Origin of the sequence: Rhodococcus sp. IEGM 1307, from assembly GCF_030056915.1 — a bacterium.
GTDB classification, from domain to species: domain Bacteria; phylum Actinomycetota; class Actinomycetes; order Mycobacteriales; family Mycobacteriaceae; genus Rhodococcus_F; species Rhodococcus_F opacus_D.
The window spans coordinates 21111-45857 of record NZ_JASHKW010000010.1; the positions used below are offsets into that span (position 1 = coordinate 21111).

The 24747-nt window shown below is 65.8% G+C and carries 20 protein-coding genes; 5 read left to right on the top strand and 15 right to left on the bottom strand.

The window, feature by feature from the left end; genetic code table 11:
* Nucleotides 1-2: 2 nt before the first annotated feature.
* The 8 genes from QM841_RS20655 to QM841_RS20690 form a co-directional block, all read right to left on the bottom strand.
* Entirely contained in the window at nucleotides 3-1265 is a 1263-nt protein-coding gene (locus QM841_RS20655; RefSeq protein ID WP_283333374.1) for a 2-hydroxyacyl-CoA dehydratase family protein, read from the bottom strand.
* Nucleotides 1262-2428 carry a 2-hydroxyacyl-CoA dehydratase family protein gene (locus QM841_RS20660; RefSeq protein WP_283333375.1) on the bottom strand — a complete coding sequence of 389 codons (1167 nt, stop codon included), beginning with the start codon at nucleotides 2426-2428 and terminating at the stop codon, nucleotides 1262-1264. Before QM841_RS20660 ends, QM841_RS20655 begins: the two co-directional genes overlap by 4 nt.
* Nucleotides 2425-3663 carry a CaiB/BaiF CoA transferase family protein gene (locus tag QM841_RS20665; RefSeq protein WP_283333376.1) on the bottom strand — a complete coding sequence of 413 codons (1239 nt, stop codon included), beginning with the start codon at nucleotides 3661-3663 and terminating at the stop codon, nucleotides 2425-2427. Before QM841_RS20665 ends, QM841_RS20660 begins: the two co-directional genes overlap by 4 nt.
* The gene (locus tag QM841_RS20670; RefSeq protein WP_283333377.1) at nucleotides 3663-4817 is read right to left on the bottom strand and encodes a CapA family protein; all 1155 of its coding nucleotides are present in this window, start codon (nucleotides 4815-4817) and stop codon (nucleotides 3663-3665) included. Before QM841_RS20670 ends, QM841_RS20665 begins: the two co-directional genes overlap by 1 nt.
* On the bottom strand, nucleotides 4814-5635 hold the full coding sequence (locus tag QM841_RS20675; RefSeq protein WP_283333378.1) for an amino acid ABC transporter ATP-binding protein: 822 nt from the start codon (nucleotides 5633-5635) through the stop codon (nucleotides 4814-4816). The genes QM841_RS20670 and QM841_RS20675 overlap by 4 nt, the downstream gene beginning before the upstream one ends.
* On the bottom strand, nucleotides 5632-6567 hold the full coding sequence (locus tag QM841_RS20680) for an amino acid ABC transporter permease (protein ID WP_283333379.1): 936 nt from the start codon (nucleotides 6565-6567) through the stop codon (nucleotides 5632-5634). The genes QM841_RS20675 and QM841_RS20680 overlap by 4 nt, the downstream gene beginning before the upstream one ends.
* Nucleotides 6568-6614: 47 nt before the next feature.
* The gene (locus QM841_RS20685) at nucleotides 6615-7532 is read right to left on the bottom strand and encodes a transporter substrate-binding domain-containing protein (protein ID WP_283333380.1); all 918 of its coding nucleotides are present in this window, start codon (nucleotides 7530-7532) and stop codon (nucleotides 6615-6617) included.
* Nucleotides 7533-7657: 125 nt separating this feature from the next.
* Complete coding sequence (locus tag QM841_RS20690; protein ID WP_283333381.1) at nucleotides 7658-8500, bottom strand: PaaX family transcriptional regulator; 843 nt, start codon at nucleotides 8498-8500, stop codon at nucleotides 7658-7660.
* A gap of 238 nt (nucleotides 8501-8738) precedes the next feature.
* Here QM841_RS20690 and QM841_RS20695 point away from each other — a divergent pair, with 238 nt between their 5' ends.
* Entirely contained in the window at nucleotides 8739-9659 is a 921-nt protein-coding gene (locus QM841_RS20695; RefSeq protein ID WP_283333382.1) for a PaaX family transcriptional regulator, read from the top strand.
* Between the two features lie 667 nt (nucleotides 9660-10326).
* On the opposite strand, the gene QM841_RS20700 is transcribed toward QM841_RS20695, so the two are convergent.
* The 6 genes from QM841_RS20700 to QM841_RS20725 form a co-directional block, all read right to left on the bottom strand.
* Complete coding sequence (locus QM841_RS20700) at nucleotides 10327-10725, bottom strand: DUF2510 domain-containing protein (protein ID WP_283333383.1); 399 nt, start codon at nucleotides 10723-10725, stop codon at nucleotides 10327-10329.
* A 1139-nt stretch (nucleotides 10726-11864) separates the two neighbouring features.
* Nucleotides 11865-12320, bottom strand: coding sequence for a MaoC family dehydratase (locus tag QM841_RS20705; RefSeq protein ID WP_283333384.1), 456 nt, complete (start codon nucleotides 12318-12320; stop codon nucleotides 11865-11867).
* Between the two features lie 43 nt (nucleotides 12321-12363).
* Nucleotides 12364-13125, bottom strand: a complete 762-nt coding sequence (locus tag QM841_RS20710) for an SDR family NAD(P)-dependent oxidoreductase (RefSeq protein WP_283333385.1) — start codon at nucleotides 13123-13125, stop codon at nucleotides 12364-12366.
* Nucleotides 13126-13144: 19 nt separating this feature from the next.
* A complete protein-coding gene (locus tag QM841_RS20715) occupies nucleotides 13145-14941 on the bottom strand; it encodes an acyl-CoA dehydrogenase (RefSeq protein ID WP_283333386.1) in 1797 nt (598 codons plus the stop codon).
* Nucleotides 14942-14973: 32 nt separating this feature from the next.
* Nucleotides 14974-15705, bottom strand: a complete 732-nt coding sequence (locus tag QM841_RS20720) for an SDR family NAD(P)-dependent oxidoreductase (protein WP_283333387.1) — start codon at nucleotides 15703-15705, stop codon at nucleotides 14974-14976.
* A gap of 21 nt (nucleotides 15706-15726) precedes the next feature.
* Nucleotides 15727-16944, bottom strand: coding sequence for an acetyl-CoA C-acetyltransferase (locus QM841_RS20725; RefSeq protein WP_283333388.1), 1218 nt, complete (start codon nucleotides 16942-16944; stop codon nucleotides 15727-15729).
* A 151-nt stretch (nucleotides 16945-17095) separates the two neighbouring features.
* Here QM841_RS20725 and QM841_RS20730 point away from each other — a divergent pair, with 151 nt between their 5' ends.
* Nucleotides 17096-17731, top strand: coding sequence for a TetR/AcrR family transcriptional regulator (locus QM841_RS20730; RefSeq protein ID WP_283333389.1), 636 nt, complete (start codon nucleotides 17096-17098; stop codon nucleotides 17729-17731).
* A 145-nt stretch (nucleotides 17732-17876) separates the two neighbouring features.
* Here the strand turns inward: QM841_RS20730 and QM841_RS20735 are convergent, their stop codons facing one another.
* Nucleotides 17877-19817: an ATP-binding protein gene (locus QM841_RS20735; RefSeq protein ID WP_283333390.1), complete on the bottom strand. Its 1941-nt coding sequence runs from the start codon at nucleotides 19815-19817 to the stop codon at nucleotides 17877-17879.
* Between the two features lie 543 nt (nucleotides 19818-20360).
* Between QM841_RS20735 and QM841_RS20740 the strand changes: the two genes are divergently transcribed.
* From QM841_RS20740 to QM841_RS20750, 3 genes are all read left to right on the top strand, one after another.
* Complete coding sequence (locus tag QM841_RS20740) at nucleotides 20361-21314, top strand: AraC family transcriptional regulator (RefSeq protein WP_283333391.1); 954 nt, start codon at nucleotides 20361-20363, stop codon at nucleotides 21312-21314.
* 40 nt (nucleotides 21315-21354) lie between these two features.
* Complete coding sequence (locus QM841_RS20745; RefSeq protein ID WP_283333392.1) at nucleotides 21355-23379, top strand: acetoacetate--CoA ligase; 2025 nt, start codon at nucleotides 21355-21357, stop codon at nucleotides 23377-23379.
* 195 nt (nucleotides 23380-23574) lie between these two features.
* Nucleotides 23575-24486 carry an MBL fold metallo-hydrolase gene (locus QM841_RS20750; protein ID WP_283333393.1) on the top strand — a complete coding sequence of 304 codons (912 nt, stop codon included), beginning with the start codon at nucleotides 23575-23577 and terminating at the stop codon, nucleotides 24484-24486.
* Nucleotides 24487-24747: the final 261 nt, after the last annotated feature.

Below are 24747 nucleotides of genomic sequence, written 5' to 3' on the forward strand. Positions count from 1 at the left end.
CCTCAGCCGAGGACTCTCCTCTCGAGAAAGCCGCCGATCGCGTTCTCGACTACCGTCGCCGTGTCGCCGCGCGAATCCGCGTTACTGGCATTGATTTCGAGTACGGGAATTCCGGCTTGCTCGAGTGCCGCGGTGGTGAAGGTCCCCCCGGGCACGTCGTCGGCCACGAGGTGGACGACCGCATCGACTCCATGGGCGAGCGCCTCCTTCACGTACCACTGCGACGACCACGGCGGTGTGTAGAGCTGGTCGGTGAACCCGACGAACCGGGCGGCGAGGGTCCGCATCGGGTCGTCCCCGTAGCGAGGGTAGCCGTCGGCCGCGATGGCCAGGTACATGGACCACACGAAGACGGCCCCGTACTTATCCTGGAAACGCTGGTACAGACCTAGGTCGAACCAGAGACCGCGTCCGATCCACATGAGGCGGACCCGCTCGTCCGGGCATACGGCCCGGCGCGCGTACACGGCCTGCTCGACCTCCTCATAGAGCGCGCGTGCGGCGTCGCGCGCCCACTCGCTGCCGCGGTGCCACTGCGGGATCATCACGGCCGGGATGCTGTCGTTGACCGAAACGGGAGTGGGACGGGAGGACGCGATCAGGTCCCGTGTCCGCCTGTTCCACTCGGCTTGCTCGTTGACCAGATCCATCACGGCGGCGAGGCGGTCGAGGTCGAACGTCCGACCCGTGCGTTCGGTGAGGAACTCGACGAGTTGCCAATTCTCGTCGGTCATCAGGTCCAATCGGTCGGCAGCGTACGCCTGATCCCACCGATGCGGGACGAGGTCCCACCAATTGTCGGGTGCAGTGGTCGCCGAAGATCGCTCGAACGCGAAGAACTCGGTCTCCGGATGCTGCGCCCACAGGTCAAACACCTTCCGGGTGGCGTCCCCACTGCTCTCGGCGATAACGAAGTCCGGTCGGGGCAGCCCACCCCAGGGCGCCTGCTCGGCTGGGAGGTTCATCGATCCCAGTCCGATCGCGTCGTACTGGTACGAGTCGTCCGGATAGCCCAGCCCGGCAATGGTGTTCAGGCTCGCCGGGCCCAACCGTTTGGCGGCCACGACGGACGCCCACCACTGGTTGACTACGTACGGGATCCCCATCGCGCGCAGGATTTCCTGAGGTGCGTCCGCGTTGACCAGCGCAAGCGGGGCGCCGGCGGCCACCTCGGCTCGCATCTGCGCGAACCACTCCTTCTGGCGGGCGGTGGCCGCGGTCGCTGCGGCCAGCCGCTCCGGTGACGCTGTATGTGCTGCGCTCATCGTGCGGATACCTCGCAATCTTCCCGGGTCAGCCGTTGGAGGGCTTCCCCCAGTTCCCTGTCCGGCCAGGTACGACCACCCCCGGCCACTTTCTCCGTGCGCACGCACTCACCGACTTCCCGGACCAGTGCGGGAAAGTCCCAGTCCGGTGCGGGATCGTTGCGGCGGACGAGGGACAGGACCGCATCCGCAGCGGCGCGCCGCACACCCTCGGCGCTATAGCCGGCCCGGTCGGTCAACCCCGACGTCTGCGCCATCACCCCGCAGTACAGGCGATGCAACGCGATTGCGCTGTGGGCACTGTCGAGGTCGTCACCTGCGGCCGGCACCGGCCACAGGTCCGCCACCGCATCACCCCAGCTGTGGTCGTCGCCCACCAACCGCGCACCCGCCGACTCGAGCGCGGCGTAGGCGTGGTCGTGGTCGTGTGGGCTGCCGGTGAGGAAGACGCGCGGCCCCGCCGGGATCGGTGACGGGTCCGCGAGCAACGCCTCCGCCAGTGCGATGCACTCAGTGGGTTCCGCGGACTGGCTGAGCGCGAACAACCGGAGGGCGTCGACACCCGACACTGTCGGGATGGCCGATCTCCGTCGTTCGCGGACCTCGACCAGTCGGCATCCGAGGCGGGCCCGGACAGTTTGTGCTGCACGAAGATTTTCGAGCGTATGCGGCCGGCCAGTCCATAGCGTGATGGTCTCGGCGAGTCCGGCGATCTGACTCGTGTTGTACCTGCGCGTCGACTTCCGACGCAGATGCAGGACGTCGAGCAGGTGGACGGGCGGCACCGGACGGCCCTGCGCCGCCAGCGCACGCAGTACGTAGAACACGCGCAGCGACGCCTGGCTGTCCCGCGACACGACCAGTCCGCGGAGGAAATCGACGTCCCCCGCGAGGATCTGGTCGAGGATCGAGTAGGCGGTCGCGTCGACCGCACCCCCGAGCAGCGTGACGGCTTCGGGACTGGGTGACCGGTCGACGCTGGACAGCCGGTACGCGAGTGCACCGCAGGACTCGAGGATCTCGGGCGGCACGTCCGCTCCGACGACCCCGATCACCGCCGTCCCGTCGGCCGCGGCGGCGCGCGCACGATCGAGCCGGCTGTCGTAGCGCCTGCGCAGCCGCGCCGATGCGGACGATGCCGAAGACGCAGAGGACGCCGTCACAGCGCTTTACTCTCGACGAGGTCGGCGATGTGCGACTCGTCGTACCCGAGCAAATCTGCCAGGATCTGGGTCGTGTGTTCACCGAGCGCGGGCGCGGGACGGTCGAGCGTGGTCTCGCTGCCGGACATCGTGATCGGCAGCCCGCTTCCGAACAGTTCGACCACGTTTCCGTAGGTCGGGTGTGTCAGAGGTACCACCTCACCGCGTTCGACGACGATGGGGTCGCGCACTGCGTCGCGGGGCGAGCGAACCTCCGCGCATGGCGCACCGTGGCTTTCGAGGTCCGTGATCACCTTTGCAAGGGGCTTGTCGGCCGCCCACTGTCCGATCATCGCGTGGAGATCGTCGGCATTGTGGACGCGGCCGTCGCGCCGAGCGAATCGGGGATCGGTGATCAGGTCGGGGCGCCCGATCGCCGTCAGGACTCCGTGCGCGAATCCGTCGGTGGGAGCGCAGATGGCGAAGTAGCCGTCCTCCGCCTCGAAGGTGCCGAAGGGGGCGAGCCGCGGCACGAGTGCGCCGGTGCGGGTGGGCAGTCCGATCATCTCGAAGGCGTCGAAGGGCTCCGCGGCCACCATGGAAGTCAGCGCACCGAGCATCGAGACGTCGACGTGCTGTCCCCGACCGGTGCTGTCAGCCTGGATGACGGCCGAGAGGGTGCCGATGACGGCGAACAAGGGCGCGACGAGGTCGCCGATGGGTAGACCGAAGCGGATGGGGGCGTCGCCGGGGCTGCCTGCGGTCATCATCACGCCGCTGAGCGCCTGGATGATGGTGTCCATCGCTTTGCCGGTGCCGGGGCCGCCCTGACTGCCGAACCCGCTGATGGAGGTGTAGACCAGTCTCGGGTTGGCGGCGGAGACGGCCGCGTAGTCGATTCCCAGTCGCGCGGTGACACCGGCACTGTAGTTCTCGACGACGATGTCCGCCTGCCCAGCGAGGTCGAGGAAGACCTGCTTGCCGTGCGGGTTCTTGAGGTCGAGGGTCATCGACTCCTTGTTGCGTCCGCGAGACAGCATCGACACCGACATGTCGTCCGCGCTGGTGCGTTTCACCGACAACCCGTCCGGCGTGACGTATGGCGAATTGTTGCGTGCGGCGTCCCCACCGCGCTCGGGGTTCTCGATCTTGATCACGCGGGCACCGAGACCGGCGAGGAGCAGAGTCGCGTACGGCCCGGCCAGTGCGGTGGTGAGGTCGAGGACGACCTTCCCTTCGAGGGGTCGCTGAGCCATTATCGGATCCTTTGCTGTGCAGTGGGTGCGGTGACCATCACGAGGTCACCGTCGCGGTGGAAGTCGGTGTCGAAACCGGCTGCGCGGGTGATCGTCTCGATGTACTCGACGACGCTCTCGGTGCGGGAATCGTCGGCGGTGAGCGGCACCGGTCGCGCGTCGTCGTCGATCCAGCACGGAACGAAGCCGGCGGCGACCAGGCCGTCGGCGTCGAAGGTGCACGTCGCGACGGCGGTGTTGCGGCTCTCGGGGTGGAAGGGGTAGGACGGCATCGCCGGATCGGGGCTGAAACCGAACATTTCCTGTCGGCGGGCGGCCCACGCGCGGCGTTCGGCGGAGTCTCCGCCGACCGGGGTGAGCGCATGGGTGACCGTGACGAAGTTGCCGAGCCCGTGGAAGATCGGCTTTCCGCAGTAGAACTCGATGCCGCGCATGATGTGGGCATGATGCCCGATCACCAGGTCGGCGCCTGCGTCGATCGCTGCGTAGGACACCGGGGACTCGTAGTCGGCGAGGACCGCCGGGGTATGCCCGATTCCCTTGTGCAATGCGACGACGAGGACGTCGACCTGGGGTCGCAACGCGGTGATGTCCGCCTTCATCTGGGCGAGACTGTCCGGTGCCGCGAACGTGTAGACGGTCGGCGGTCCACCCGGGGTGGCGGAGTCGAGTTCGTAGTGGGTGAGCACCTTCACATACGCGGCGCCAGCCTTCTGGGACGCCGCCCAGGACTCGCGCGGTCCGACGCAGTTGTAGCTGAGTACCCCGACGCGCAGTCCGGCCGCCTCGGTGACAGCCGGCTCCCGGGCCTCGGCAAGGTTCCCCCCTCCGCCTGCGGTCCGCAGGCCGGCCTTGCGCGAGTAGGAGATGGTGTCGAGCACACCCTCGGTACCGACGTCGTAGAAGTGGTTTCCCGCGAGGGTGACGACATCAAACCCCGCCTCTGCCACCGCCTCGAGCGCCTGCGGGTCTGCCGGCGGGGCCGGCACGTCAGTGCTCGCCTGCACGGTGCTGGTCGAGTGCGGCACTTCGATGTGCCCGATGGCCACGTCTGCCGACCGGAACAGGTGTGCGCTCGGCGCGAAGTAAGAGGCGGGGTCGGGCTCGTCGAGGACGAGGTCACCGACAGCCATGACGGTGCAGGTCCGGCTCACTGCGACTCCTTCACGAGTTCACGCTCACGGCTTGCTGTCAGCGATTGGGTGAATCGGCTCAGGAATCGCTGCAAGCGTTCGCTTTGCGGGCGTTCGAAGAACTCTTCGGTGGTGTTCTGCTCCACCACCTTGCCCGCGACCATGAACACGCAGCGGTCAGCGACCTGTCGAGCAAACTCCATCTCGTGGGTGACAACGATCATCGTCAGCCCGGCTCGGGCGAGATCCTTGATGACACCGAGCACTTCGTCGACCAGCTCGGGATCGAGTGCGCTGGTCGGCTCGTCGAACAGCAACACTCGCGGACGGGTGGCCACCGCCCGCGCGATCGCGACCCGCTGCTGCTGCCCACCCGACAGTTGCCGAGGGTGGGCCTGCGCCTTGTCGGGCAGTCCGACCTTCTCGAGCAACGTCTCGGCACGGACCCGGGCGTCCTCACGCGAGAACCCGTGGACCGCGACGGCCGCCTCGGTGATGTTGCGCAGCACGGTCCAGTGCGGGAAGAGGTTGAACTGTTGGAACACCATTCCCATGCGTCGTCGTTGCTGGGCGACCTGTTCGTCGGTGAGTGGGCGCAGGGCTCCGTGCCGCTGCGCGAAACCCAGCAGTTCGCCGTCGAGGTACATGGCGCCGCCGTCGATCTTCTCGAGTTGGTCGATGCAGCGGACCAGGGTCGATTTCCCGGAACCGGAGGGGCCGAGGATCACCACGACCTCACCTTCGGCTACCTCGAGGTCCACTCCGTCGAGCGCGGTCGTGCCGTGATAAGTCTTGCGTAGGTTTGTCACCCGGACTACGGGGGTAGTTCGGTCGGTCATCGCGAGGCCCTTCCTCGAAGAAATGTGGTGCGCCAGGAGGTGGTAGCGCCCTCGTCACGGCGTTGGCCCTTGCCGTACCGGCGTTCGAGTCGGCGTTGCACGAAAGTGAGCAGCGAGACGACGACCAGGTACCAGATGCAGGCCACCAGCAGCAGCGGAACCACCTGGTACGTGCGGTTGTAGATCAGCTGCACGGAGAAGAGGAGGTCGGTCATGGCGATCACCGAGACCAGGGACGTGCCTTTGAGTAGCGAGATGAACTGGTTTCCGGTCGGGGGAACGATGACGCGCATGGCCTGCGGAAGGATGATGCGCGAGAAGGTCCGCCACTGGGTGAAACCCATGGCGCGTGCGGCGTCGCGCTGGCCGGCATCGACCGCGCCGAGCCCGGACCGGATGATCTCGGACATGTACGCGGCCTCGTGCAGGCTCAGGCCGATCAGGGCTGCGGTGAGCGGGCTGATCAGTGCGGTCGACGACCACGACCCGAACGTGGGTCCGAACGGGATTCCCACGGAAATCTCCGGCAGAAGGTAGGCCAGGTTGAACCAGAAGATCAACTGCACCAGCGGCGGAATGCCGCGGAAGACGCCGACATAGGCCTGGCACACGATTCGTACGGGCCAGAAGTCACTGGCATGGCCGGCCGCGAGAGCGATGCCCAACAGCGATCCGACCGTCATGCCAACGATGGTGATGAACACCGACATCGCGAGACCCTGCAGCACCGTCGGGTAGAACAGGTAGCCCCAGACGATGTCCCAGGCGAACCGTTCGTTGGTCACCACAAAGTTGACGAATTGGGCGGCCAGAACCAGGAGGATCACCGAGATGATCCACCGGGCGGGGCGCAGGCGTGGCCGGGCCCGGGCGACGTCGAACTCTTCGGGTCTCGGTCTGGTGTGAGGTTCCGCGGACACTGGGGCGGTCATCGAGTTTCCCTGCTCTTCGGACATGACGGGGGCAGACAGGCGCGGGTTCATGCGGCCGGGGTGGGGTTGAGAACCGGAGCGGTAATGGCGATGTCCTCGAGCTGCCACTTCTTCACCAGCTCCTGGTACTGCCCGTCCTCGAACAGCAACTTGAACGCCTCGTAGAAGACCGGTCCGAGTTCATTGGTCTTCGGTGTCAGGAGGACGAGCTGGTCGGCGAGTGCGCCCTGCTCCTCGGTTTGGGCGACGGTACGCCACGTGTTCGGTTGCGCCGCTGCCGTATCGATCGCACCGCTCTGTGTCAGCGCCGCCGAATCGGCCCGGCCGGATTGCACTGCCAGCAGTGTCGCGTTGGTGTCGGCGAGACCGACGAACTCCACCCCCGGCTGCCCCTTGGCGGCGCACCAATCGGACAGTTTGTGGACCTGTTCCTCGGTGATGGATCCGACGACCCCTGCGGACCGGGTCCCGCAGAGCGCGTCGGCGTTCTCGGCGTCGATGCCCCCGTTCATCGGGATGAGGTAGGAGGTGCGGCTGGTCAACCATTGGACACCGTCGAATTGTGCGAGCCGGTCCGGTGTCGCCTTCACAGGGCCGTTGAAGGCGTCATACCGGCCGGAGAGCATCCCGGAGAGCATGGCGGGAAGACCGCTGGTGATCTCCGTCCGGACGGGAATTCCCAGCACTCCCGACAGCGCCTGCTGGACGTCGGGGTCCATCCCGGTGAGCGTTTTGCCATCCGGTCCGACGGTCCGGTATGGGGGGTGCGAGTCGCCGGCGAAGACGATCTCACCCTTGTCCTTGATCGCCTGCGGCAGTTGGTCGTACAGGACGCCGGCGTTGGCGCCCGGCCCCGACAGCTTCTCGGTGTCGGCGGTCCTCTGATCGATCGACGTACACCCGGCCAGCGCCAGCGCCGATAGCGCGACGGCGGCGCAGAAGGTCTTTGAACGAGTGAGCCTCATTGGTCCCTCACTTGGTGGTCGAGAGGCCCCGAGACTCAACAGTCCCTGAAGCCGGAAAGTGATGCGTGCAACAAGGACGAAGTTAGTTCAATACATGACTTCCGTCAACGATATGACGAAAGTTGCTACGCCTCCGAGTTCGTGGCCCGCAGATCGAGGCGTTCTCCGGCTTCCATCCGGGCGACCGGGTCGAGCTGATCGTGCAGCGCGCGGAACAGGCGCTGCGCCGGCGCCGCGGGCCAGTCCGCGGGCAGGTGCTCGAGTGGCAATCGAGGGTCCTGACGAATTACCTCGAGCCACTCGGTGACCAGAACCAGTTGGGTGGCCAGCGCGCCGCCCGCACGACTGCCCGGGTCGTTCCATCGGTCGAGGAACTGCGCATATCGGTCGGCGATACCCGCTATGTCCCAGGCGTCACGCAGCATTGCGGGCACGTCCATCCCGGACTCGGCCCTGCTGTAGAACACGCGCACCTTGTCACTGCCCTCGACACCGTCGAGGACATCGGTGACATCGCGTGTAGACGGTGAAACCCACAGTCCTCCTTGAAGGGAGCCGAACCCCGCCCACTGCAGACGTGCCCGGAGTTCGTGGCGCTGCTTCTGCCAGGAGTCGGGAAAGCTGAAACTGAGAAGGGTCCATGTTCCGTCCCAGCTGCTCTCGACGGCGCCGGTGCGCCAGATCCGGACGTGGCCGTCCTGCAAGATGGCTTCCGCTCGCGAGGTGAGTCCGACATACGTGCGTCGTCCGTGGCGGTGCTTTGTCAGGAGACCGCGTCTGACCATGCGGTCGAGCGCAGAGCGGGTGGCATGTTCGCCGACGCCCACTGAAGTCAGGACGTCGAGGACGCTCGACGTACCGACGAGGACGTCGCGGCCGAGCACGTAGCGGCCGAGGACCGTCAGCAGGACGCTCTGCGCCTTCACTCCAGCGGCGGCGTCATAATGCGAATCCGTTACGTTCGTCATAAAAGTGACGATACTCCCCGGATCGACAAATGGCATCAGGGCGCGCGGAAACAACCCCTGCCCTTCACTGGGCGCAGGGCAGGTCAATCTGATCCGCCACCGTGAACACTGGTTGTGCGGGCGGCCTCCTTTCTCAATACGCGACAAATGTTACCCCGAACGGGCACTGGTATGCATCCTTTTCTTTTGACTCTTTGTAGGAGGACGACCACCCGACCACCACCGATACTCTGTGACGGTGAGTGACAGCCCGATGCGACCGCAGTACCAGAATTCCCAGCGCCTCCTGACGACACTGCTGGGCGACTACTGGTTCTGGCGCCGCGAGCCGTTACCTTCGCGGGTACTGGTCGACCTGCTCGCCGAATTCGGACTGGCCGAACAGGCCGCGCGCGCCGCGATCCGCCGACTCGCCGCGCGCGAACTCGTCACCGTCTCGAAAGTCGGCCGGACCACGTTTTACGGCGTCCCACCCAAAACCGAGGACCTGACCATGGAACGGCTCACCCGCATCTTTCGATTCGGTTCGGGAGACCGGGCCTGGGACGGTTTCTGGACCTTCGTGATGTTCTCCGTACCGGAGGACCAACGCGAGCTGAGGCGGACCCTCCGCACCCGGTTGCGAACGCTTGGCCTCGGATCCCTCTACGACGGCGTCTGGGTATCGCCGTGGGATCTCACCGAAGAAGCCTGCGCTGTGCTGGCAACTGTCGGTGTCGACCGCGCCACCGTCAGTCGCGCCCGAATCACGAAGAGTGCCTCGTTCAGCGGCGACCCGGTACAAGCGTGGGATCTGCCCGAACTTGCTCGCGAGTACGACAGTTTCGTGGCCGACACCGCCCGGCTGCGGACACGAGTCACCGAGCAGCAGACCACCCCCGCGGACGCCCTTATCGTCAGGACCAAGGTGATGGCCCGGTGGCGAAGCTTCGCCGACATCGATCCCGATCTGCCGGCCGAAGTCCTGCCCAGCCCGTGGCCCAGAGACGCGGCACGACGTCACTTCGTCGAGATCTACGACAACCTCGGCCCCCTCGCGGAAACGAGAATGCGGGAGATCGTCAAGCGGCACGCGCCGGAACTCGCCGACCTCGCCGTGCACCGCACCAGCACGGATCTGCGGCGCGGCGCACGTAGGCTCGGCTCCGACGTACGCTGAGAGCGCTCGGCATGCGCCACAGGCGAACTCGTCGGTGGTGTGGTGCGTACTTTCCGGTTGTCGAGAACAATCCCGACCGCATCGTCGATCCCACCGTGCAGGACATCCTCGCGGAGTGGTTGGCCACGAACGAGTGCCGGAGGCTGGACAGAGGTGGGGTATTCCAATCGATGAACTCGCCGTCGCGTCTGGTACCGCGAGGCCACGGGCACCCCATCGGTGTGGTGGTCAGGTCGGCCAACCCGCAAAGTACCCGAACCGGGAGAGGAGGCGGCGTCGGGGCCACTGCCGAGCCATCCCAGCCAGCCTGGATGCGCCAGCCAGCCGACCGAACGGATGCTGGGCGGCCTGGGGCGCTGCGCGTAGATGGATGTCTTTGTGCGGGATGGATGGAACGGATCGATGGTGGAGTGGGCATTGGGAGGGACGGGCGGGCGGATGGAGGAGAGGGTCGGTCGGGTCGATGTGTCTGTGGGCATAGATGGATGGAGAGGTGTTCACCTATTGCGGGTTGTGATGCGTTGGTAGCGGAGTGGCTGGGCTGACCAGTCGGTAATCACACCTTGAATGGTCGTCAGATCACACCCTGCGAACTGTCAACGGCATCGTTCTCAAGGAAGGAAGCGGCATCAAACCCGGGACGGTTCAACATGCGACATCGGACAATTTAGTCGTCGAAGATGTGCGATAGTTCGTCGCGCTTGTTCGACATCTGGTTCTCGATGTAGAGAGCGTTGACAAGCGCGAGTGCCAAGATGATTGCCGCGACCACACGGACCCACTTCGCCGCACCAAAGAAGAAAGCAACAGCCACGCCTGCTCCGACGACTCCGACTCCTGTCCAGATCGGGCCAGAGCCGGTCAGGAGACTGACCGACTGCATGGACATCGCCAATCCGATGCCAACGAGCACACAGACGCCGATCGCAACCGCTCTTTGCCTGCTTGGTCCGGGGCTGGACGCCGAAGTCGTGACAACAGGGGCGGACCATGCGGTGCCGTCCCAATAGATCTTTTTTGCAGGGTCGGATGGATCTGGATACCAACCGGGCGCTGGCTGCGTCATGTTTCCCGCTTCTGTTTAGCTGCACTATCTACAGGGAGAACAGCATAGCCAGGGCGGACATCGTGCAGAGAACTCTGGAGTTGACCCCTGACGGGGACACCTGACTGACGGGACGGCAGGTCCCGCGCGAAGGATGTCCATATGTCGGGCAAACGCAAGCGGTACACCCCGGAGTATCGGGAGCAGTCCGCCCGTCTAGTGATCGAGACCGGACGTCTGATCGCGTAGTCGCGAAGAAGAGCGGGGTCAGCGAACAACTGCTCGGCAAGTGGGTGGCCCATGTGAAGGCGCGCTCCGTCATTGAACATGACCGCGCTCCGGACGTCGACGCGCGAGCCGAGCTCGAACGGCTCCGCCAGGAGAACTCCGAATTGCGTTTGGACCGCGAGTACTTGAAAAGGTTGCGGCCTTCTTCGCAACCGAATAGAACCGGTACACGCCTACTGGCTGATCGACGCGGAGATAAACGCGCCCCGGACCAGCATTCCGATCCCACCCGGCACCGATAGCGCGCGCGAATGCCCACCGAGGTCGAAACTCTGGGCGAACGGGTACACGACAGTTGCTAGTAGACCGGGTTTGACGTCCTAGATTGAGCCCGATCAGGCGGAAATCGTGGATCGCGGCACATAGGTGACCCAAAACCAGGTTGATGGGTGAACACCCTATGGATGGATGAACGGAGGGGTGGAGCCGGAGCGCGGGGGTGTTCACCTATTGCGAGCCGCCTTAATGCTGGCCTGGGTAACTCCACGAACTGACTGTCTGGTAATCATGCGTAAGTAGGCCCCTCTAATCACACCTGTTTCCGCTTGCTGCGGGCATGTCCGCGCACTACCTGCGAACGGTGCGATCGCTGCAGATCGTTCTGGTGGGCGGGCAAACCGGCTGGCAGCGCCCCGGATGGGACAACGCTCCAATAGAGCGGAGGTGTCCCGACTCAGTGCATCTGATGCTGTGTAGGTTCCGCGAAGGGGTGTTCTCCAGAATGCGCATGTTTCATGAGCCATACGGATTCTGGCGCCGAGGCTGGTTCGCGAGGAATCTGCCGGGCTGTCGAACCGCTGTCGCGACAGGCTTGTGAGACGTCGCCTACCGGTCGATTGTCAGGGACTGTCCCACGGTCTCGAGCACAGGGTTTAACGGTGGTATCGGTAGAGTGGTTCGGCGACGCAGACGGGTTTGTCGGTGGCACTGCATTCCACGGTCACTGCGGAGACGATCTGGACTCCGGCGTTGATGTCCTGGGCCGAAATTATCTCGGCGTTGAGCCGGACCTTCGATCCCGCGGGGACGGGGGCCGGAAACCGGACCTTGTTCAGGCCGTAGTTCACCGCCAGGGACGTGCCCTGAACTTCGAGAACCTGCGCGAACATGACGCTGAGCAACGACAGGGTGAGGTAGCCGTGGGCGATGGTACGCCGGAACGGGCTTTCCGTGCGGGCCCGTTCCGGGTCGAGATGGATCCATTGGTGGTCGTCGGTGGCGTCGGCGAAGGTGGTGATTCGGTCTTGGGTGATCTCGAACCAGTCACTGGGGTCCAGTGTGGTGCCGACGAGGTTCTTCAACCCGTCGACGGTGGTGGTTGTGGGCATGGTGGTTACTTTCGACGCGATGGGCTTGCGGGGTGTGGTGCGGTCAGGTGATGGTCATGCCGCCATCGACGGCGAGTGTTTGTCCGGTGACGTAGCCGGCGGCGTCGGAGGCGAGCCAGATGAGGGTGGCGGCGAGTTCGGTGGCATCGCCGGTGCGCCCGAGCACCATCCGTGACGCGAGGCTGTCGAGGTAGCCGTCGTGATATTGGTCGGTCATCTCGGAGGCGAAGAAGCCCGGGGCGAGTGCGTTGACGCGAATTCCCTTGCGGGTGCCCCATTGTTGGGCGAGGTCTCGGGTCAGACCGATGATTGCGGCTTTGCTGGCGCTGTAGGCGGCCTGGGGCAGACCGGCGGTGGTGAGCCCGAGGACGCTGGAAATGTTGACGATGGAACTGCCGGGTTGCATGACCTTCCCGCACGCCTGGGCGGTCCAGTAGGAGCCGCCCAGGTTGATATCGATCACCGAGCGAAACTGGTCGGGGGTTTCGCGGGTGGCGGGGTGGGCGGTGGCGATTCCGGCGTTGTTGACGAGAACGTCGACGCGGCCGAACTCGGTCATTGCTGCGTCGACCAGAGCGGTGCACTGATCCGGATCAGCGATGTCGGTAGCTACGGGCAGGGCCCGTCGGCCGGTGGCACGGACCAGTGCGGCTGTGTCGCCCAGTTTGTCGACGCGACGCGCCGCGAGGACGATGTCCGCGCCGGCCTCGGCGAGGGCCTGAGCGAAGGCCACGCCGAGACCGGACGAGGCGCCGGTGACGATGGCGACGCGGCCGTCGAGGCGGAATTTGTCGAGCACACTCATGTGTGATGTCTCCTGGGGTTCAGAACCAGCTGGGGTTCATGTCGAGAGTGGTCCGGTCTCCGCTGGCCAACAGATCGAGTTGCGGGCCGACCTTGGGCAACTCGTGGGTGTAGAAGTAGCGGGCGGCCATCCGCTTTCCGTCGTAGAAGTCACCCCTCTTACCCTCGGTGGCGATGAGCTGTTCGAGCCACATCCACGCGATGACCGTGTGCCCGAAGGCTTCCAAATAGACCGACGAGTTCGCCAGCGCGGCCGCCGCGTCACCGGACGCCCACAAGGCGGCGGTGATGTCGACGACCCGGTTCCAGACGGTGTCGAGGGCGTCGGCGTAACCGGTGGCGTCGCCACCGAGAGACCGAGCCCGCGCGACGGTGGCAGCGATCTTCGATCCGAGCAGTGAGAGTCCGGCACCGTCGTGCATGGTGACCTTGCGGCCCAGCAGATCCAGCCCCTGGATCCCGTGCGTGCCCTCGTGGATCGGATTCAATCGGTTGTCGCGGTAGTACTGTTCGACGTCGTAGTCGCGGGTGTAGCCGTAACCGCCGTGCACCTGAATCGCGAGGCTGTTCGCCTCGAGGCACCACTGCGACGGCCAGCTCTTCGCGATCGGGGTCAGCACGTCCAGGAGCAACGTCGCCTGGTCGCCGGTGGCCGCATCGTCGGCCGTGTCGTGTTCGTCCACCAACCGTGAGCAGTAGAGGCCGAGCGCGAGCGCGCCCTCGACGTAGGACTTCTGGGCCAACAGCATGCGGCGGACATCGGCGTGATCGATGATCGGCACCGGCGGCGAGGAGGGGTCCTTGGCGCCGAGAGGGCGGCCCTGGGTCCGCACCGTCGCGTAGTCGAGCGACTTGCGGTATCCCACGTATCCGAGGGCGATCGCGAGGAACCCGACACCGATCCGGGCCTCGTTCATCATGTGGAACATGTAGGACAGGCCGCGGTGTTCCTCGCCGACCAGGAAACCGACAGCACCCGATTTCCCACCGGGGGTGTGGGTGCCGTCGCCGAACGCGAGCAGGGTGTTAGTGGTGCCGCGGTTGCCCATCTTGTGGTTGAGGCCCACCAAGGTGACGTCGTTGCGCTCGCCGGCGGCACCGTCGGCGCCGGGAAGGTATTTCGGGACGATGAACAGCGAAATGCCCTTGACACCCGGGCCGCCACCCGGGGTCTTCGCCAGCACCAGGTGCACAATGTTCTCGGTGAGTTCGTGGTCGCCACCGGAAATCCACATCTTCGTTCCGGTGACCCGGTAGCTGCCGTCGTCCTGCGGCACCGCGCGGGTGGTGATGTCCGCCAGCGAGGATCCGGCCTGCGGCTCGGACAGGCACATGGTGCCGAACCAGCGGCCCTCGAGCATCGGACGGACGTACTCGTCGATCTGCTGCTCGGTGCCGTACTCGGCGAGCAAATTCGCGTTGGCGATCGTCAGGAACGGATAGGACGAGGTGCTGGCGTTAGCCGCCTGAAACCAGGCCATCGCCGCCCGCGCCACCGTGGTGGGCAACTGCATCCCGCCGACGCTCTCGTCGAATGACCCGGCGATCAAACCGGCCGCCGCGTAGGCGTCGAGCGCCGTCTTGACCTCCGAAATCATCTCGACGGTGCCGTCCGGGCGCATGGTCGGCTCGTGCGCGTCCGCCTTCTTGTTATGGGTGGCGAAATGCTTGTGCGCGAGGTCCGCACTGAGGTCGAGCACCGCGTCGAAGGTGTCCTTCGAATGTTCGGCGAAGCGTTTACGCGAGGTCAGTGCGACCACGTCGAGCCACTCGTAGAGCAGGAAATCGAGATCGCGGCGAGAAAGTACATCAGTCATGAGAATCGGTTCCGTTCACAAGGTGGGCGCGCTCAGATGGAGATGCCGCCGTCGACCGGGAGGACGACTCCGGTGATGTAGCCGGCTTCCTCGGAGGCGAGAAAGGCGATGGCGTCGGCCATCTCGGCGGGGTCGGCGAACCGCGAGATCGGACCGGTGACCTCGGCGATCTTCTCCTTCGGAATGGAGGCGGTCATCCGGGTCGCGGCGTTCGGGGAGATCGCATTCACGGTGACCCCGAAAGCAGCGAGCTCCTTCGCGGCGGTCTTGGTGAACCCGATGATCCCGGCCTTGGCGGTGGCGTAGTTGGCCTGCCCACGGTTGCCGTGCAGCCCGGTGTAGGAGGTGATGTTGACGACCCGCCCGAATTCCTGGCTCCGGAAATGCGGAACACAGGCCCTCGTGAACCGAAACGTGCCGCCCGCGTGGACATTGAGGACCTGGTCCCAGTCCTCGTCGGTCAGCTTCCACAGCACCTTGTCGCGCAGGATCCCGGCATTGTTGATCAGAATGTCGATCCGCCCGGTCTCGGCGATCACGGTAGAGACAACGTTCTCGACGTCACCGGTGTCGCTGACGTCGGCGGGGATGCCGATGGCGCCGACCTCGCGGGCGGCCTTGTCGAGTTCGTCCTTGTCGAAGTCCACCATGAACACGGTCGCCTTGGCCTCGACGAAGTGGCGGGCCAGAGCTTGGCCGATGCCGCGGGCGGCGCCGGTGACGATGACCGATTTGCCGGTGAAGTCGTACGTGATGTTGCCCATTGAGGTTTCCTGTCTTTCTTCTCAGCTGAGGCGTTCGAGGACCATGGCCATGCCCATACCGCCGCCGACGCACATGGTTTCGAGGCCGAACTGCTTGTCGTGGGTGGTCAGGTTGTTGAGCAGGGTCGCGGTGATGCGGGCACCGGTCATGCCGAACGGGTGGCCGAGGGCGATGGCGCCGCCGGAGACGTTGAGCTTGTCCTCGTCGATGTTCAGTTCCCGCGCCGACCCGATCACCTGCACCGCGAACGCCTCGTTGATCTCGACGAGGTCGATGTCGGAGATGCCCAGTCCCGCGATGGCCAGGGCCCGCTTGGACGCCTCGATCGGGCCGAGACCCATGATCTCCGGCGACAGACCGGACACCCCGGTGGACACGACCCGGGCGAGCGGGGTCAACCCCAGCTCCTTGGCCTTGGTGTCGGACATGATCACCAGGGCGGCGGCGCCGTCGTTGAGCGGGCACGCGTTGCCGGCGGTGACGGTGCCGTCCGGGCGGAACACCGGCTTGAGCTGGCTGACGGCCTCATAGGTGGTGCCGGCGCGGGGGCCGTCGTCGGTGGATACGACGGTGCCGTCGGGCAGGGTCACCGGGGTGATCTCCCGGGCGAAGAAGCCCTCGTTGATTGCCGCCTCGGCGCGGTTCTGCGAGCGCACCGCCCACCGGTCCTGCTCCTCGCGGGTGATGCCGGTGATCTGCGCGACGTTCTCGGCGGTCTGGCCCATCGCGATGTAGGTGTCGGGGACCAGCCCTTCCTCGCGCGGGTCGACCCACTGCTGGCCGCCCTGGGCCAGCTTCTCGGTGCGGGTCTGCGCGTCGGCGTACAGCGGGTTCTGGGTGTCGGGCAGCGAGTCGGAGTTGCCCGCGATGAACCGGGACACGGTCTCGACGCCGGCGGAGATGAAGACGTCGCCCTCACCGGCCTTGATCGCGTGCAGTGCCATGCGGGTGGTCTGCAGCGACGACGAACAGTACCGGGTGATGGTGGTGCCGGGGATGAAGTCGTAGCCCAACTGCACGGCGACGTTGCGGCCCATGTTGAATCCCTGCTCGCCGCCGGGCAGGCCGCAGCCCAGGATGAGGTCGTTGATGTCGGTGGGATCGAGCGCGGGCACCTTGTCGAGCGCTGCCTGGACCATCTGCGCGGCGAGGTCGTCGGGGCGCATGCCCTTGAGCGATCCCTTCATGGCGCGGCCGATCGGGGAACGGGCGATGGAGACGATGACAGCCTCGGGCATGCGGAACTCCTGGATGCGGGTCGTCTGGCGACGGTGATGGGAAAGCTATGTAGCCAAAAAATATGCAACCGCATATTTTCTATGCGCTTGCATATACTGATGGTGTCGGCGGAGACCTGTCAACCCCCGCCAATCGAGAGGCAACAGTGTGATGGATGCATCGCTAACCGCAGCGGTCGGCGAGCTGGGTACCTCGAAAGCCGCTGCGCGGATACGCGCCGCGGCCATCGAGGTGTTCGCCGCCAAGGGGTACGGCGCCACCACCACCCGGGAGATCGCCGCCAGCCTCGACATGAGCCCAGGAGCCGTATACCCGCACTACAAGACCAAGGAATCCCTTCTCTACGCCATCAGCCTCGAAGGCCATCATTCGGTACTGGCGGCCATCACCGCCGCTGATTGCCCCGACGTCGCGGCGCCCGACCGGCTGACGTCGACCGTGACGGCCTACGTGATCTGGCACGCCGACAACCGCGCCAGCGCCCGGGTCGCGCAGTACGAACTACGCTCGCTCTCGCCCGAGCACTTCGCAGTCATTGCGGACATCCGCAGGTCCACCACGAAGGTGTTCAAGCGAATCATCGAAGCCGGCGCAACGGCAGGCGACTTTCATCCCTTCGACATCGAGGCCGCCGCGCTGGCAATCACGTCCCTCGGCGTCGATGTCAGCAGGTGGTTCCCCTCCCGCGCCTACTCCGACCCACGCATTATCGCGGCTCGCTACGTCGAACTTGCCCTTCGAATGGTCGGGTGCGCCGACCGGCAACCCCTCGACAAGCCTTCTTGACACGTGTTGCTGGACTGCAGGATTCGAGAACGTCACCGAAGTGGGCGAGACCTGCGCCGAAAAACAGCCCGCCGCGGCGTCCGCCTAGATCTCGCGGCTCCGAGATCGCGAGGTCACCGTGTCGGCGACAGTCGCCGCCCAGCTATCACCGATTTGGCGATTCCGGCGCGCGCCGTTGTGCCACCCAGGTCGCGATCTGAGTGCGGGAGTTGAACCCAAGTTTGGCGAAGATGTGCTCCACGTGTACGTCGACGGTGCGTCGGGAGATGACCAGCTTGGCCGCCACGTCCTTGCTCGACATTCCCTGCGCCACCAGGTCCGCGACCTCGCGCTCTCGAGGTGTCAACAAGCTGTCGGCCTGTCGGGTCTCGACGGGGGAGACTCGGTGCTCACGGAGCGCGAAGGTCAGCATCTCCTCGACGGTGAGCTGGCCTCCACGCGCAAACGCGGTGTCGAAGCCAGGGTTGCCCATCGCCCGCCGAGCCATGTTCTCGAACTGTTCGCGCCGCGCGAGCAGGTGTTTCGCCCCGAGCAGTGGGACGCCAATGGTCTGCCAGGCCTGGTCCGATGCGCCGAGGAGCACGGCGGCCCGCTCGGAATCGCCGCTCGCCGCGGCGGTCCAGGCGAGAGCGTCCAGGATGAACGCCAGGCCCAGGTTGTCCTGGGTGAACCGCTTGAGCTGGAGCGCCTCGCACAGATCGGCTTCGGCCTGCTCGAGCTCGCCCTGGAGAAGCTTCAGGAAGCCCCTGGCCCACATGGCGTAGGACAAGAGCCAACGCTCGCCGACCTGCTCACATTGCGCGCAAACCTCCTCGGCCACTTCGGAGGCTCTGTCCAGCTCGCCGGACAGCACGTAGGCAATGGTCAGTGCAGGGCGCACACTGTTGGGGTAGTCGGCGGGTACGTCGGCGCACCCATATCGCTCGAGCGCTTCAACCAACAGTGGAATCGCAGCGCTCGGGTCGGTGCCCAGTTCGCGTAGGCCGAGCATATGGGTTGCGTAAGCCAGGCCCCGTGGGTCGCCCAGTCGGCCCGCCAGATCGTGGACGGCGTCGATCAGTGCAGTAGCAGCAGCCTCATCGCCCTGGAAGACAGCGATGTCAGCGGCGGTGCCCAGCGCCCAAACCCGCTCGAGACTCGGTTCTTGATCCAGTGCCAACGCCCGGTCCAGCCACAGGCGGCCTTCGGTCATGAAGCCGAGCGCAGCCCAGAGGAACCAGGGCAGGCCCGCCATCCGCAGTCCGACGCGCACCTCGTCTGGCCGCGCGAGGCAGAATTCGAGCGCCGAGCGCACGTTCGGATGCTCCACACGGAGCAGGGCCGCCCAGGCCTCCTGTCCCGGACCGAACCACTCCGCGGCAGCCTTCTCGATCAGCCGCCAGTACCAATCTCTGTGCCTGCGCTGCACCTTCGCTTCGGAGCCGGACTCTCGTAGTCGGGCCTGGCCGTACTCCCGGATAGTCTCCAACATGCGGAACCTGACACGCCCGCCGTGCTCGCCTCGGGTCAAGATCGACTTGTCGGTCAGCCCGGCCACCGTGTCGAGAATGACCTCCTCGGCAAGCAACTCGTCCGCGCAGACAGCCTCGAGCGCGTCAAGACCGAACCCACCAGCGAACACTGATGCGCGCGCCCACAGGGTCTGCTCCGCCGGAGTACACAGCTCGTAGCTCCAGTCGATGAGGGCCTGAAGAGTCTGATGCCGCTCCGGCAAGTTACGACTGCCCTCGCGAAGCAGCTCGAACCGACTATCCAGCCGATGCGCGAGGTCCTCCACCGTGAGCACGCGCAACCGTACCGCTGCCAGTTCGATCGCCAACGGGATCCCCTCCAGTCGCTGGCAGAGCTGGATGACCGCCTGTTCATTGTCGGGGGTGATCTCGAAGCCGGGAACGACCGCAGCCCCCCGGGCGGCGAACAGGTCGACAGCCGCGAACTGCGTCGCCGAGCCGGGAGCGAGACGGACATCGACGTCGGGCACCGGGAGCGTTGGAACCGGGTACACATGCTCACCGGCGATCATCAGCGCTTGTCGGCTCGTGGCGAGGATCCGCAGTTTCGGCGCCGCCCGGAGCAGCCGGTCCACCAGGTCCGCGGCTGCCTCGAGTATGTGCTCGCAGTTGTCGAGGACTATCAAGGTGTGCCGGGGGCGCAAGTAGTCGGTGAGGACCAACGGGGCGGGGGCTGACTGCTCGCGAATCCCGAGTGCATCTATCAGCGTGTGCGGCAGCAGGTCTGGGTCCTTCAGAGATGCCAGTTCGACCAGGCAAACCCCATCTGGGAAGGCGCGGCGGATATCACGGGCAACCCGCAGTGCGAGGCGGGTTTTGCCGACCCCGCCTACCCCGGTCAACGTGACGAGCCGGTCGACGGAGAGAAGCTTTCGGACAGTCTGGGTCTCGGATCGACGGCCTACGAAACTCGTCAGATCCGCGGGCAGGTTGTCCGGCTGGTTCGCCGACCGTGAAGCCATGGTCCGACCAGACTAACGCTCCGGCCCGACCGGGAGCGGTCGGGCCGGAGCGCGAATAGGTAATGGGATACGTCATTCACACAATGTCCCCCGGGGTGGTCCACAGGCAGGCTGTACAGGCACATCAAACCTAGTCCACTGCTTTGGGAGGCCCCGATGACCGCGACCATAGCCACCGAAATCGATGTCCTTGACGTCGAGGCGGCCGGGCCTGGGGCCCGCTGGGAGACTGCGGTCCGCGATGTCTCGGGGCCCATGACGGTGCAACACCGCAAGAGGCGGGGCAATGCCACTCGCGTGCGTTCGCGAGACGTCGGCGACCTCCAGCTCGCGGACTGGGACTGCCCGCCCCTGCAAAGCGTGCTGTCGCTGGGTAAAGATCGTGCCGCTGAGCGCGATGTCGTCGTGGTCGTGGCAGGTGACTGGGGCGACGAGCGACTTTCCTTTGCGGGCACGGATGCCGCGCCGGTGAACGGGACAGTGGTCGTGGCGACCGGCGGTTACGACGGTGACGGCTTCTCGGTGCCGGAGCGGGTCAGGAAACGCACGCTGACCCTGCCGCGGGCCGCGCTGCTGGCAGCTGGTTGCGACGCGAACATTCCTGGCTGTGTCGTGCTCGAGCAGGACCGGCCGCTGGTTGGCGTCCTGTTTACGACCATTGACCAGGTCTGGAGCCGGCTACCAGCCATGCATCCCTCGGAGATCGAGGCGGCCCGCCGGGCGCTGGTGGCACTGACTGTCGGCATCATCCGCGCAGAGAGCGGCTCTGTCACAGGTCGATCGGCCTTGGCTGCTTTGCGCGCGCAGATTGACAACTGGATCACCCGCAATCTTCGTAGCGGTCCGATCCGTATCGAGGATCTTGCGGCCGCCCATAACGTCTCGACACGAACCATCCACCGGGCCTTCTCGCTGACCGGGGACACCATGACCGCTCTCGTGCGGGCACGGCGTATGGCCGCGGTCCGCGAGGAGCTGGTGAACTCCGACATGACCATCGCGACGATCGCTCACCGGTGGTGCTTCTACGACCCCAGCCACCTTCGCCGGGAGTTCCACCGCTGCTTCGGGGTCTCGCCGAGCGAGTATCGGGAAAGCCACGGCTGCTGATGCCCGTTCTGACTAGTAACGCGTGAAGAAGGGTGCAGATATGGATTTCGGAATGGACGCGACCGTGGAGGTGAGTTCGATCGGACCCGGGGACGTCGCCTGGTCGCCCTCGGCAGAACGGATCGCCGACGCCCGGATCAGTGACTTCATCGACTGGCTGCAGGCGACGGGCCGATTCGAGGCCACCTCCTACCAGTCCTTGTGGGACTGGTCGGTGACCAGTCCGGAGGAGTTCTGGGCGTCGATGAAGGACTACTTCGGGGTGACCATGACCGGCGTTGGCCCGGTGCTGCCAACCCGGGAGATGCCCTTCGCCGAATGGTTTCCCGGCAGGCGGCTGAATTATGTGGACATGGTGCTGAGCCACGCCACGTCGTCCCGCCCAGCGATCATCGACGATTCCGAACCTGGCGGGCCCGGGCCGCGGACGGTTTCCTGGACCGAACTCGCCTGCCAGGTCACCGCGCTGGCGAACTGGCTGCGCGCCCGGGGCGTCGGCGAGGGCGACTGTGTGGTCGGATACCTCCCCAACGTTGCCGAGGCGGTCATCGCCTTCCTCGCCACCGCGAGCGTTGGAGCGACCTGGTCGTGCTGCGGACAGGACTATCAACCCGAAGCGGTTGTCGACCGCCTCGGACAGCTCGCGCCGGTGGTCCTCGTCACGGCCGACGGTTACCGCTTCGGCGGACGCGAGGTCGACCGCCTCGCGGCCCTGCCAGCCCTGCAGGCCGGGATGCCGACGCTGCGTGAGGTGCTCGTCGTCGATCGACTTCACTCTGGGGCGAGTGTTCCCGCAGGCACCACGCCCTGGGTCGAGGCAGTCACCGGGGGTGGGCCGGCCATGACTCCCGCGCACGTGCGGTTCGACCACCCCCTCTGGGTACTGTTCTCCTCGGGGACGACCGGGAAGCCGAAGGGGTTTGTTCACGGCCACGGTGGAGTCGTGCTCGAGCACCTCAAAGCCCTGGCCCTCCATCTCGACCTAGGGCCTTCCGACACGTACCTGTGGTACACCTCGCCGAGCTGGATGGTCTGGAACTCCCTCGTGAGCGGCCTCCTCGTCGGCGCGACGATCGTCTGCTACGACGGAAGTCCGTCGTACCCGACCGACGACGCGCTATGGGCTCTCACAGCCCGACACGAGGTCACCGTGCTGGGCACGAGCCCGGCATACCTCCAGGCCTGCGCCCGGGCCGGCCGGTCACCCGGCACCGACCACGATCTGTCTCGGCTGAGGACGATCGGGGCCACCGGCTCCGTGGTCGCTCCCGAGTTGCACTTCTGGGTTGCCGATCACGTCGGCCGCGATGTGCCGCTCGCCTCGGTGACAGGGGGAACCGATGTCGCCAGCGGGTTCGCGGGCTTCGTGCCGATCCTGCCGGTGCGGGCCGGGGAGATCTCGGCCCCATACCTGGGCGTGGCCCTTGACTCGTGGGACGCCGACGGCCGCAGCCTGCGCGATGCCGTGGGCGAGTTGGTGGTGACACAGCCGATGCCGTCCATGCCGACCCGATTCTGGAACGACGGCGACGGGGCCCGCTACCGAGAGACCTATTTCGAGAGCTACCCCGGGGTCTGGCGGCATGGTGACTGGGTCACCATCACCGAGCGCAACACCGTGATCGTCCACGGACGATCTGATTCCACGCTGAACCGTAACGGGATCCGGTTCGGTACCGCCGACATCTATCGCGTCGTCGAAGAACTCCCGGAGGTAGAGGAAGCCCTCGTCATCGGGGCGGAGCAGCAGAACGGTGAGTACTGGATGCCGCTGTTCGTCGCACTGTCCGAGCACGCCGAGCTCGATGACGCGCTCCGCGAGCGCATCATCGGGCGGATCCGCGAGGCGGTCTCACCCCGAGTCGTGCCGGACGACGTGATCGTCGTCAGGGCGATCCCGCACACCCGGACAGGCAAGAAGCTTGAGGTTCCGGTCAAGCGCATCCTGCAAGGCAACGACGTCGCCGCGGTCGCCGAAGCACGGTCGATCGACGACCCGTCCCTGCTGGAAACCTTTGCCCGCTACGCAGCCACCCGTGCTGCGAACTCACCGGTGCATGGCTGATGACCAAGGGAGACGACCTACTTGGCCATGGCGGCCGGTTCGTCACGCCGAGCGAATCGTGGCGGCTGTGTACCGGTGTCCGGCACGGCCGACCTATGTCCCGGAAACGGCGCGCTCATACCGTTGATCTAACTGCGGTGGGCCGCAGGCCCACCCGATGCCACTGACCAATCACTCTCATTCTGGAGGTTCTTCATGAATACCGACATCCGCCCGCCCGCCGCAGCCGCCCCGCCGATCCGAGCGACCGTGTACGTCGGTCGCTGGCCCGAGATCCCCGCGGGAGACTGGCCTGATGTTCCCCGCGGCACGTTCTCGCCGACCACTGCGACGTTGATCACCGGTCCGACCGAAGCTGTGCTCATCGATGCGCAGTATCTCAAGGATGACGTCCGGGACCTGGGGGACCTGATCGAGCGCACCGGGAAGCAACTCACGACGATCTACGTGACGCACGCCCATGCCGATCACTACCTGGGCATCGGTCCCCTCAAGGAGCGGTTCCCGGACGCGAAGTGCGTTGCGCTGCCCCACGTGGTCGAGGCCATGAAGGAATCCATGGAACTGCAGCAACAGCAGTGGGCGATGCTGTTCGGCGACGCCTGCGTCGTCAGTGATGCGCTCCCCGACCCGATCGACGACCGGACGCTCTATGTTGACGGCTCGCCTCTCAACATCGTCGAGGTGAAGCAGGCCGACATCCATCCCACGACAATCGTGCACATCCCGGAGATCGATGTCGTCGTTGCCGGTGACTCCATCTACAACGAGATCCACCCGATGCTCGGCCTGTCGACGCCCGAGGAATGGCAAGACTGGCTCGAGACCGTGGATCTGGTGGAGAAGCTGGCACCCAAGGTGATCGTCGCCGGCCACCGCAGGCCCGACGGCGACGACCACGCCGTCGATGCCATGATCGCCGAAACACGTTCCTACATCCAGGACTTCGCGGCTGCCTACGAGGTTGCAAGCGATGCGGAGGACCTGGTCCGCATCATGTCGGCGAAGTACCCGGGGCATGGAAACCTCTGGACCTTGCAGTTCTCGGCCATGAACGCGATCCAGCTTCGAGACTCAGGTTCGACCGCGGCGGAAATCCGGCCGTAACTTCCCAGGCTGGACCCCACGCCAGCGAACGACGCCGCAGCTCGGGACTCGCAGAACAGCGAGCCTCGAGCCTCGACGCGGGACCCTCCTGCCCCGGCCCATCGCGGCGATGGGTGCAGTTCTAGGCGCTCGGCTGGGCACCGCCACTCGATACCGCGTGGTGGCCGCGAGACATTGTGCCACTCGCTCACCGCGCAACGGCACCACGGTCGAGTCGTACGTCGCGCCGTGAAACAGGCGGGCCGAACCGGGTGCGTCTCG

Excerpts from the sequence above, each read along its gene's own strand:
- QM841_RS20665 (WP_283333376.1), bottom strand. The coding sequence starts at position 3,663 with ATGGCTCAGCGACCCCTCGAAGGGAAGGTCGTCCTCGACCTCACCACC.
- QM841_RS20740 (WP_283333391.1), top strand. The coding sequence starts at position 20,361 with ATGACCGCGACCATAGCCACCGAAATCGATGTCCTTGACGTCGAGGCG.
- QM841_RS20705 (WP_283333384.1), bottom strand. The coding sequence starts at position 12,320 with ATGCCCACAACCACCACCGTCGACGGGTTGAAGAACCTCGTCGGCACC.
- QM841_RS20700 (WP_283333383.1), bottom strand. The coding sequence starts at position 10,725 with ATGACGCAGCCAGCGCCCGGTTGGTATCCAGATCCATCCGACCCTGCA.
- QM841_RS20655 (WP_283333374.1), bottom strand. The coding sequence starts at position 1,265 with ATGAGCGCAGCACATACAGCGTCACCGGAGCGGCTGGCCGCAGCGACC.
- QM841_RS20690 (WP_283333381.1), bottom strand. The coding sequence starts at position 8,500 with ATGACGAACGTAACGGATTCGCATTATGACGCCGCCGCTGGAGTGAAG.
- QM841_RS20675 (WP_283333378.1), bottom strand. The coding sequence starts at position 5,635 with ATGACCGACCGAACTACCCCCGTAGTCCGGGTGACAAACCTACGCAAG.
- QM841_RS20730 (WP_283333389.1), top strand. The coding sequence starts at position 17,096 with ATGGATGCATCGCTAACCGCAGCGGTCGGCGAGCTGGGTACCTCGAAA.
- QM841_RS20710 (WP_283333385.1), bottom strand. The coding sequence starts at position 13,125 with ATGAGTGTGCTCGACAAATTCCGCCTCGACGGCCGCGTCGCCATCGTC.
- QM841_RS20715 (WP_283333386.1), bottom strand. The coding sequence starts at position 14,941 with ATGACTGATGTACTTTCTCGCCGCGATCTCGATTTCCTGCTCTACGAG.
- QM841_RS20720 (WP_283333387.1), bottom strand. The coding sequence starts at position 15,705 with ATGGGCAACATCACGTACGACTTCACCGGCAAATCGGTCATCGTCACC.
- QM841_RS20745 (WP_283333392.1), top strand. The coding sequence starts at position 21,355 with ATGGATTTCGGAATGGACGCGACCGTGGAGGTGAGTTCGATCGGACCC.
- QM841_RS20725 (WP_283333388.1), bottom strand. The coding sequence starts at position 16,944 with ATGCCCGAGGCTGTCATCGTCTCCATCGCCCGTTCCCCGATCGGCCGC.
- QM841_RS20680 (WP_283333379.1), bottom strand. The coding sequence starts at position 6,567 with ATGACCGCCCCAGTGTCCGCGGAACCTCACACCAGACCGAGACCCGAA.
- QM841_RS20685 (WP_283333380.1), bottom strand. The coding sequence starts at position 7,532 with ATGAGGCTCACTCGTTCAAAGACCTTCTGCGCCGCCGTCGCGCTATCG.
- QM841_RS20750 (WP_283333393.1), top strand. The coding sequence starts at position 23,575 with ATGAATACCGACATCCGCCCGCCCGCCGCAGCCGCCCCGCCGATCCGA.